Source organism: Caballeronia sp., assembly GCF_028292365.1.
Lineage (GTDB): Bacteria > Pseudomonadota > Gammaproteobacteria > Burkholderiales > Burkholderiaceae > Caballeronia.
In genome coordinates this window covers 1-7386 of record NZ_JAQGMM010000637.1, presented here as the reverse complement: position 1 = coordinate 7386, position 7386 = coordinate 1, and the positions used below count along the sequence as shown (strand labels likewise).

General features: G+C 61.9%; 6 protein-coding genes. 3 read left to right on the top strand and 3 right to left on the bottom strand.

Features of this window, described 5'->3' with window-relative positions; all coding sequences use genetic code 11:
• The coding region (lysA, locus tag JWR14_RS36895; protein ID WP_299719456.1) for a diaminopimelate decarboxylase at positions 1-1032 on the bottom strand (1032 nt) is incomplete at its 3' end.
• Positions 1033-1091: 59 nt separating this feature from the next.
• On the bottom strand, positions 1092-1418 hold the full coding sequence (locus JWR14_RS36890) for a lipoprotein (RefSeq protein WP_299719454.1): 327 nt from the start codon (positions 1416-1418) through the stop codon (positions 1092-1094).
• 35 nt (positions 1419-1453) lie between these two features.
• Between JWR14_RS36890 and cyaY the strand changes: the two genes are divergently transcribed.
• Positions 1454-1771 (top strand): iron donor protein CyaY, encoded by a 318-nt coding sequence (gene cyaY / locus JWR14_RS36885; RefSeq protein WP_299719452.1) that lies wholly within the window; start codon positions 1454-1456, stop codon positions 1769-1771.
• A 43-nt stretch (positions 1772-1814) separates the two neighbouring features.
• Here cyaY and JWR14_RS36880 read toward each other — a convergent pair whose 3' ends face one another.
• On the bottom strand, positions 1815-4220 hold the full coding sequence (locus JWR14_RS36880; protein ID WP_299719451.1) for a penicillin-binding protein 1A: 2406 nt from the start codon (positions 4218-4220) through the stop codon (positions 1815-1817).
• 448 nt (positions 4221-4668) lie between these two features.
• Here JWR14_RS36880 and JWR14_RS36875 point away from each other — a divergent pair, with 448 nt between their 5' ends.
• Complete coding sequence (locus JWR14_RS36875; RefSeq protein WP_299719448.1) at positions 4669-6249, top strand: hypothetical protein; 1581 nt, start codon at positions 4669-4671, stop codon at positions 6247-6249.
• Positions 6246-7079 (top strand): type 4a pilus biogenesis protein PilO, encoded by an 834-nt coding sequence (gene pilO, locus JWR14_RS36870; protein WP_299719446.1) that lies wholly within the window; start codon positions 6246-6248, stop codon positions 7077-7079. The genes JWR14_RS36875 and pilO overlap by 4 nt, the downstream gene beginning before the upstream one ends.
• The last annotated feature ends 307 nt before the right edge of the window (positions 7080-7386 follow it).

The following is a 7386-nucleotide window of genomic DNA, read 5'->3' as shown; positions in this document are numbered from 1 at the left end:
GCCGACCACGTCGTAGACCTGCGCTTTTGCCGCGCCGTTTTCGGCCGCTTCGATGCGGTGAAACGCCTGGTACATCGCGGGCCTGGCGAGGTCGTTCATGGCGGCATCGACGAAAGCGAAATTCTTATCCGCGCCCGGCTTCAGGTATTCCACGCGCGTGAGCAGCAAGCCGGCATTGCCGACCAGCGAACGGCCCGGCTCGAAATACACTTCGCGATGACCGTGCCCGCGTTTTTCAATGTGCGCGAGCACCGCGCCCACGAATTCGCCGATAGCCGGCGGCGTTTCGTCGTCGTAGGTAATGCCGAGTCCACCGCCGACATCGACGTGATGAATCGTCGTGCCGTCCGTCTCGATCTGCTTCACGAGTTCGAGCAATTTATCGATGGCGTCAAGATACGGGCTCACTTCCGTGATCTGCGAACCGATATGGCAATCAATGCCGATCACGTTCAGATTCGACATGGCGGCGGCTTGCGCGTAGGTCGCGCGGGCATCGCTGAAGGCCACGCCAAACTTGTTCGACTTGAGGCCGGTGGAAATATACGGATGCGTTTTTGCATCGACGTCAGGATTCACGCGCAGCGATACCGGCGCTTGTTTGCCCGCGGCCTTGGCCACTTCGTTGAGCGCGTGCAATTCGGGAATCGATTCGACGTTGAAGCACTTCACGCCGGCATCGAGTGCTACACGCATTTCCGCCACCGATTTACCCACGCCCGAGAACACCGTGTTTTCTGCTTTGCCACCCGCGGCCAGCACGCGCGCCAGTTCCCCAGACGAGACGATATCGAAACCCGCGCCGAGTCGCGCGAACACGTTCAGCACCGCGAGGTTGCTGTTGGCTTTCACGGCCACGTGAATGGTGGCACGGCGGCCGGTGCAGGCATCGGCGTAAGCTTGATAGGTGTCGGTCAGCGCGCTGCGTGAATACACGTAGAGCGGCGTGCCAAACTGTTCGGCCAGCGATACGGCCGAAACGCCTTCGACTTGAAGCACGCCGTCGGCGCGCGAGAATGCGGATTGAGTCATGAGTTTTCTGGTTCTGCTGACGCGCTTAGGCCGTGGGCCCAAGCGCGGTATGGCAACGATTATTCGCCGGAGGACGCGGCTTTGGGTGCCGATGCCGACGAAGGCGATGATTTCAGATTGTCGTCGGGGGAGAGCGAAAGCGCCGTGCCGGATGTGTCGGGAACGTCGCCGGTAGTATCAACAGACGAGGCAGACGATGCTGCCGCCGGCGCGGTCGCGCTTTTTGCATCACTTACCGGCAACGGCGGCATGCTGGCGGGACGGGCCGGGATCGGCGGTGCGACGGGCAAATAGAGCGGTCCGCGCTGACCACAGGCCGCGAGCAGCGTGCCGGCGGAAATGGCCAAAGCCGCTACAATCGCGCTCATCCGGAAGACGACTTGCATTGCTGTCCCTGACTAATTAATCGATGGAGTTTAGCATGACCGACAACGAATACCTGACCCTCGCCGAGGCTGCGCTGGCGGCCATCGAGCGGGACGTGGACGGCCTCGAAGCCGATGTTGAATTCGAGCGCAGCGGTAATGTTTTAACGCTCGAATTCGAGAACCGCACGAAGCTGATCGTCAACTTGCAGCCGCCGATGCACGAGCTCTGGCTCGCGGCAAAAGCGGGCGGTTTTCATTACCGCTATGTGGACGGCGCATGGCGCAACACGCGCGACGGCAGCGAGTTTTTCGAAGCGCTCAGCCAGTACGCCAGCGAACAAGCCGGCGAGCCGATTCACTTTTCAGCTTGATTTTGCGCTCGGGTCCCGGAACGCCCGGGACCCGAGTCGCGGCTTACTGCCCTTTGAACAGATTCATGATGTCCTGCTTTTCCTGCTCGCCCACTTGCGGCGCGGGCGCCGTCGATGTGCCGCTGACGTCTTCAGGCACGGCCTGACTCACACCGATAGTTGCGATGAATCCGTGACCCGGCGTCATGTCGTCGAAATACAGCTCACCGCCTAGCGAGACCACATCGGGCGGCATGGTCGACTTGTATTCCGGCACGCCGCGCAACGCCCGGCTCATGTAGTCCATCCACACCGGCAGCGCGAGTCCGCCGCCCGTTTCCTTATCACCGAGACTGCGCGGCGCGTCGTACCCAATCCACGCAATGGCCACCAGCGAATGCTGGTACCCGGCGAACCACGCATCGTGAGAGTCGTTCGTCGTGCCCGTCTTTCCAGCAAGGTCCGTGCGCTTCAACTGGTTCGTTCTCGCGCCGGTACCGCGTTGCGCCACGCTTTGAAGCAGGCTGTTCATCACGTAGGCATTGCGCGGCGTAATGGCGAGCGGCGCGGTGTCGCCGGCGACCAGCGGCTGCGGATGCGAGACCACAGCGCCGCGCGGATCGGTGATATCGGCGATCAGATAGGGATTCACGCGGTATCCGCCGTTCGCGAACACCGAATACCCTGTCGCCATCTGGAGCGGCGTGACCTGGCCTGCGCCGAGCGCCATCGGCAGATACGCGGGCTGACGCGAGGCGTCGAAACCGAACTTGGTCACATAACCTTGCGCATACTTCGGACCGATGTTGTTCAGGATCCGGATGGAGACCAGGTTCTTCGATTTCATCAGCGCCGTACGCATGGCCATTGGGCCATCGAAACCGCCGCCATAGTTTTTCGGCTCCCACGCCTGGCCGCCCGTTTCAGCGGCGCTGAAGTAGAGCGGCGCGTCGTTGATGATGGTTGCCGGCGACAAGCCCTTTTCCAGCGATGCCGAATAGATGAACGGCTTGAAGCTCGAGCCCGGCTGGCGCCACGCCTGGGTGACGTGGTTGAACTTGTTCTTGTTGAAGTCGAAGCCACCCACCAGCGCACGGATCGCGCCGTCCTGCGGCACGATGGAAACGAACGCGCCTTCCACTTGCGGCAGTTGCGTGATGATCCAGTTGTCGTCGTCGCTTTTCATCAGGCGCACGATCGCGCCCGGCCGGATGCGCTGGTTCGGTTGCGCCCGCGTGCTGAGCGCGCTCGCGACAAAACGCAGATCGCTGCCTTGAACGACTGCCACGTTGCCATCGATGAAACTCGCTTTCACCTGCTTGGGGCTAGCCTCAGTAACGACCGCCGCGACGATCTCGCCGTTATCGGGATGATCGACTAAAGCGTCGTCAATAGCCTGTTCGCGATCGTCAAGATCCGCGGGCAGATCGATATACGCTTCCGGCCCGCGATACCCATGCCGGTGTTCATAGTCCATCAGACCTTTGCGCACCGCGCGGTACGCTGCGTCCTGATCGGCGGAATCGATGGTCGTCACCACGTTCAGGCCCAGCGTATAAGCCTCTTCGCGATATTGTGTGTACATCATCTGGCGCACCATTTCCGCCACGTACTCGGCGTGCACGCTGAACTCGCGCCCGGCGCCCTTCACCACGAGCGGTTGTTTGGCTGCGGCGTCGTATTGATCGTGCGTGATGTAATGCAGTTCGAGCATTCGTTCCAGGATGTATTGCTGGCGCACCTTCGCGCGTTTCGGATTGACGACCGGGTTGTACGCGGAGGGCGCTTTCGGCAAGCCGGCGAGCATGGCGGCTTCGGCAAGCGTGATGTCCTTCAGGTCCTTGCCGAAATAAACCCGCGCGGCACTCGCGAATCCATAGGCGCGCTGTCCCAGATAAATCTGGTTCATATAGACCTCGAGGATCTGGTCTTTCGTCAACGCGCGCTCGATCTTGTAGGCGAGCAGCATTTCGTAGATCTTGCGGGTGTAGGTCTTTTCGCTCGACAGGAAGAAATTTCGCGCGACCTGCATTGTGATCGTGCTTGCGCCCTGGGACGCGTGGCCGTTCGTCAACGCCACTGTGCCGGCGCGAAGGATACCGGTCAGGTCGACACCGCCGTGATCGTAGAAACGCGCGTCTTCAATGGCGAGCACCGCCTTCTTGAGGTAATCCGGCACGTCCTGGATACGCACGACGCTGCGCCGTTCTTCACCGAATTCGCCAATCAGCACATGGTCTGCCGTGTAGACCCGTAGCGGTACTTTCGGGCGGTAGTCGGTGAGCGCCTCGAGCGACGGCAAGTTGGGCTGGGCCACCACCAGCGCGTAACCGAGCACGAGCCCCGCGCTGATAATCAGCCCGACAATACAAATTAACAATCCGAGCAGAAGCCTGATCCAGAGCGGGCGAACACGCTTCGGGGAATCGGGATGACGGGACGGAGGGGACGACGGAGACTGAGATTGCATGGCACCACCAAAAAACGGTCCCGCGATTATAGCTGCCCAACTTTCCGGCTTTCGTCTGGCTTACTTGAGGTGTTGCGCGCAGGGTGCGGCAATACCTCTTTTGCCACGATAAGCGTTGACGGACTGAGACAGCTAACGTTTGCATCGCTTCTTTTGAAACTTCATTTGAAACCTTTCCACGCTTGTTTCGTGCCCGCCGGCATTGGCGCTTTTTAAGCGCCCATCTCCCTTTACGTTAGCCACTTGGACGAATGGTGGCAACCACTGCCGCTGCCCACAATCCTTTCATTGCCAGCGCCCGAACAGTTCGGTGCGCGGCCTGGAAAGAGAGGGTGAGCATGGGCACGGAAACACTATTGCGCGGATCGGTCCTGACCGTTACGCGCGGGTTTGCGGCGGGTATCGACATTACCGAAGGAGCCCTGCGGCTCGCTGTTGTCAGCAAGCGGTGGCACGCGAACCGGCCGGTTTGCGTCGAGCGGCGGGAGGAGGTCTGCTTGAACCAGGCGTAGTGATCGGCGGGGATTTCATTGACCGGCCGGCTATCACGGCGGCGATGCGAGAAGCGTTGTCACGGCTGGCCGCGCGAGGCGCACTGCGCTCGCTGCGATGTGCAATGGCGTTGCCGGCATCGGCCACGCTGACCACGCGAGTGCCGCTCGCGCGACTTACGCAGTCTAGCCAGGTGGCCATTTCGGCAGTGGCGGGGCGTGATCCACGCGGCTTGCTTGAACCGGCCGTGCTGGCAGAGGCCGAGCGCGTGGCGGGTATCGAACGGGGCGCGCTCGCAGTCGACTGGTCTATCGAGGCGCGCGCGAACGGCGACGCTGAGGTATTGATTGCGGCCACCGGGAGGCAATACGTGGAGTCGCGCGTGGAAACGGCTGCCGCTGCAAACATCGTGTTGAGTGCGATCGATGGCGAACCGGGCTCGGCGCTGCGCGCGTTGCTTTATTCGGCACGTATGGAGATTGATCCGCGTGAACGTTTTGTCGCTTGCTGGGTAGAGAGCGCTGGATTGCATGCCTGGGTTGTCGGCGCGGACGGCGTGGAGAACGAGGTGCGTTATCCGACGCCGGAGTATTCGAGCGCGACTGACGCGCTGACAGATCTGGTTGGCGACGATCCAGACGTGCACTGGATTTATATCGGCGGGGATATCGAGCTGCTCAATCGCGCAGGCGTTTCCACACCCATGCTTGCCGCTTTGTTCGGCTGCCCGGTCATGCCGTTTGAATGCGCTCCCTTTTTGCAATGGCGCGCAACGGGTCGACGAACGTTTCGCGCATTCGTCGCTATTCGCGGTCGCAATGGGCCTTGCGCTGCGCGAGGTGATGTCATGAGCGCAGTGGGTTTGCATACCTTCAATCTGCTGCCGTATCGGTCCGGTGCGCGGCGTCGAGCCCGCAACCAGGCGCTGGCGCTGCTCGCAGGCGCGGGGTCTGGCCGGATGTGCTGCGGTCGGCGCGGTAGCGGGCTGGGATGCGTTGGAGCGGAGGCATATAGAAGAGAAACGAGACTCGCTCGACGTGGCGCTGCGGCAATTGAGCGGGCCGATCGCGGAGCATGCTCGCCTGGTAGAGCGCCAAGCGCTGGAGCGGCGCACACAGAGTGCCGCCGTGCCACTAGCCGAGCCGCGCGCCCGGTTTCTCGGCTTGCGTGGGGGACATCGCAGGGGAATATCGGCTTGCAGCGGGTGACGCAGCGCGTGAGCGAGGTAGAGCTTGCCGCCAGCGCGCCGGATTCGCACGCCGCCGCCGCGTGGCTGAAAGGGCTTGAAAAAGTGGCGGGCGTAGGGACTGTGGAGATCGTGGAAATGCGCCGCCGGGTTGTTGCTGTGCAGCCCCCAGCAGTAGCCGTCGCGAAACCCGGTGCGGCCAATTTGCAGGCCAAGACGAGCCCTTACGATTTCATCGCCGTCGTGCGTTGGACGCATAGCACCGGAGGCGACGCAACGCAGAAGCTCTTGAAGGCCGCGAGACAAGAGGTGTTGTCGAAGCAGAAAGCCGTTAGCCGGAGCCCACGATGAACCGCCTCGCTAAATCCTCCCACGGGTTTCAATTGCTACAGCCTGTAGATGCCTGGAGCGGTTACCGGGTCGCGCTCACGGGCGTCGTGATTGCTGCGCTGCTGTTTGCTGCGGGCGTGTCGTTGTGGCGCTCCTCCGATCCAAGCGGAACTGAGGTAAGCCGTTCGGCATTGCACGACGCGCGGCAGCGCCTGGACCGGGCGCGAGCAATGACTGCGCAGTTGCCTGGCATGCGCGCGCGTTCAGGCGACGGTGCGCCGCTCATCCGTTGGACCGTCGCCGACGCACTTCACGAGCTGACTACGCTCGCTGCACAGAGCGATTTGCGGATCGGCATGATCGAACCGTCGGCGCAGAAGGGCGACGGGCTCGAGATCGAGCGCCCGCTGAAATTTCGCGCTGAAGGGTCGTTCGGCGAGATCCAGCGGTTTCTCGATGCGCTGGAAGGGTTGCCAAGACTCGTCGTTCCGGAAGCTGTGCAAATGAAACGAGCGGCGAATGCGCTCGCCCTGGAAGCGACGCTCAGAGTATTCGAGAACCTCCCGGCGATCACGCGGCGGGAGCCTTCGCGCCGGGACGCGTTTGCTATCGATCCGTTTGGTGTGAAGAACGGTACAAGCGTGGGTGATGGAGGCGCGATGCTTCTTGTCGGTACCCTGCGTGCCTGGCGTCGTGGGATGGCGTTGACAGAGACGGCAGCAGGAGTCGACGGATTTTTGTCGGGCCAGATGATTGGCGACGAGCGGCTTGGCAATATCCGTTCACGTTCGATCGCGCTCAGTCGCAATGGCGTTGCGCGGACGATCGGCTTTGCGGATGACCGGCCATGAAGATGCTGCGGCTTTTGCTGTTGTCAGGCCGTTCGGTAAACGTGGCGCTGCGGGCTATTCGCGGCGCGGCGATCGTCGGCCCGTTCTTGTTGCAGTGGAAAATTTGGACGTGTGGTATCGCGAGTGCGTTGTTGCTAGGGGCCGTGACCGCCCGCGCCGCAATTCCCCCTTTTACCACCCTTGCCCGAGCCGTTTCCAGAGACGCTGCCCACGGACCAGTTTGCGGTTGAAGTGCCTGCGGCTGTCGTTGCGCAAGTGCCCGATGAGGAAACAAGCTGGCTGACGCCGGCCGCAACATCGGCTACGT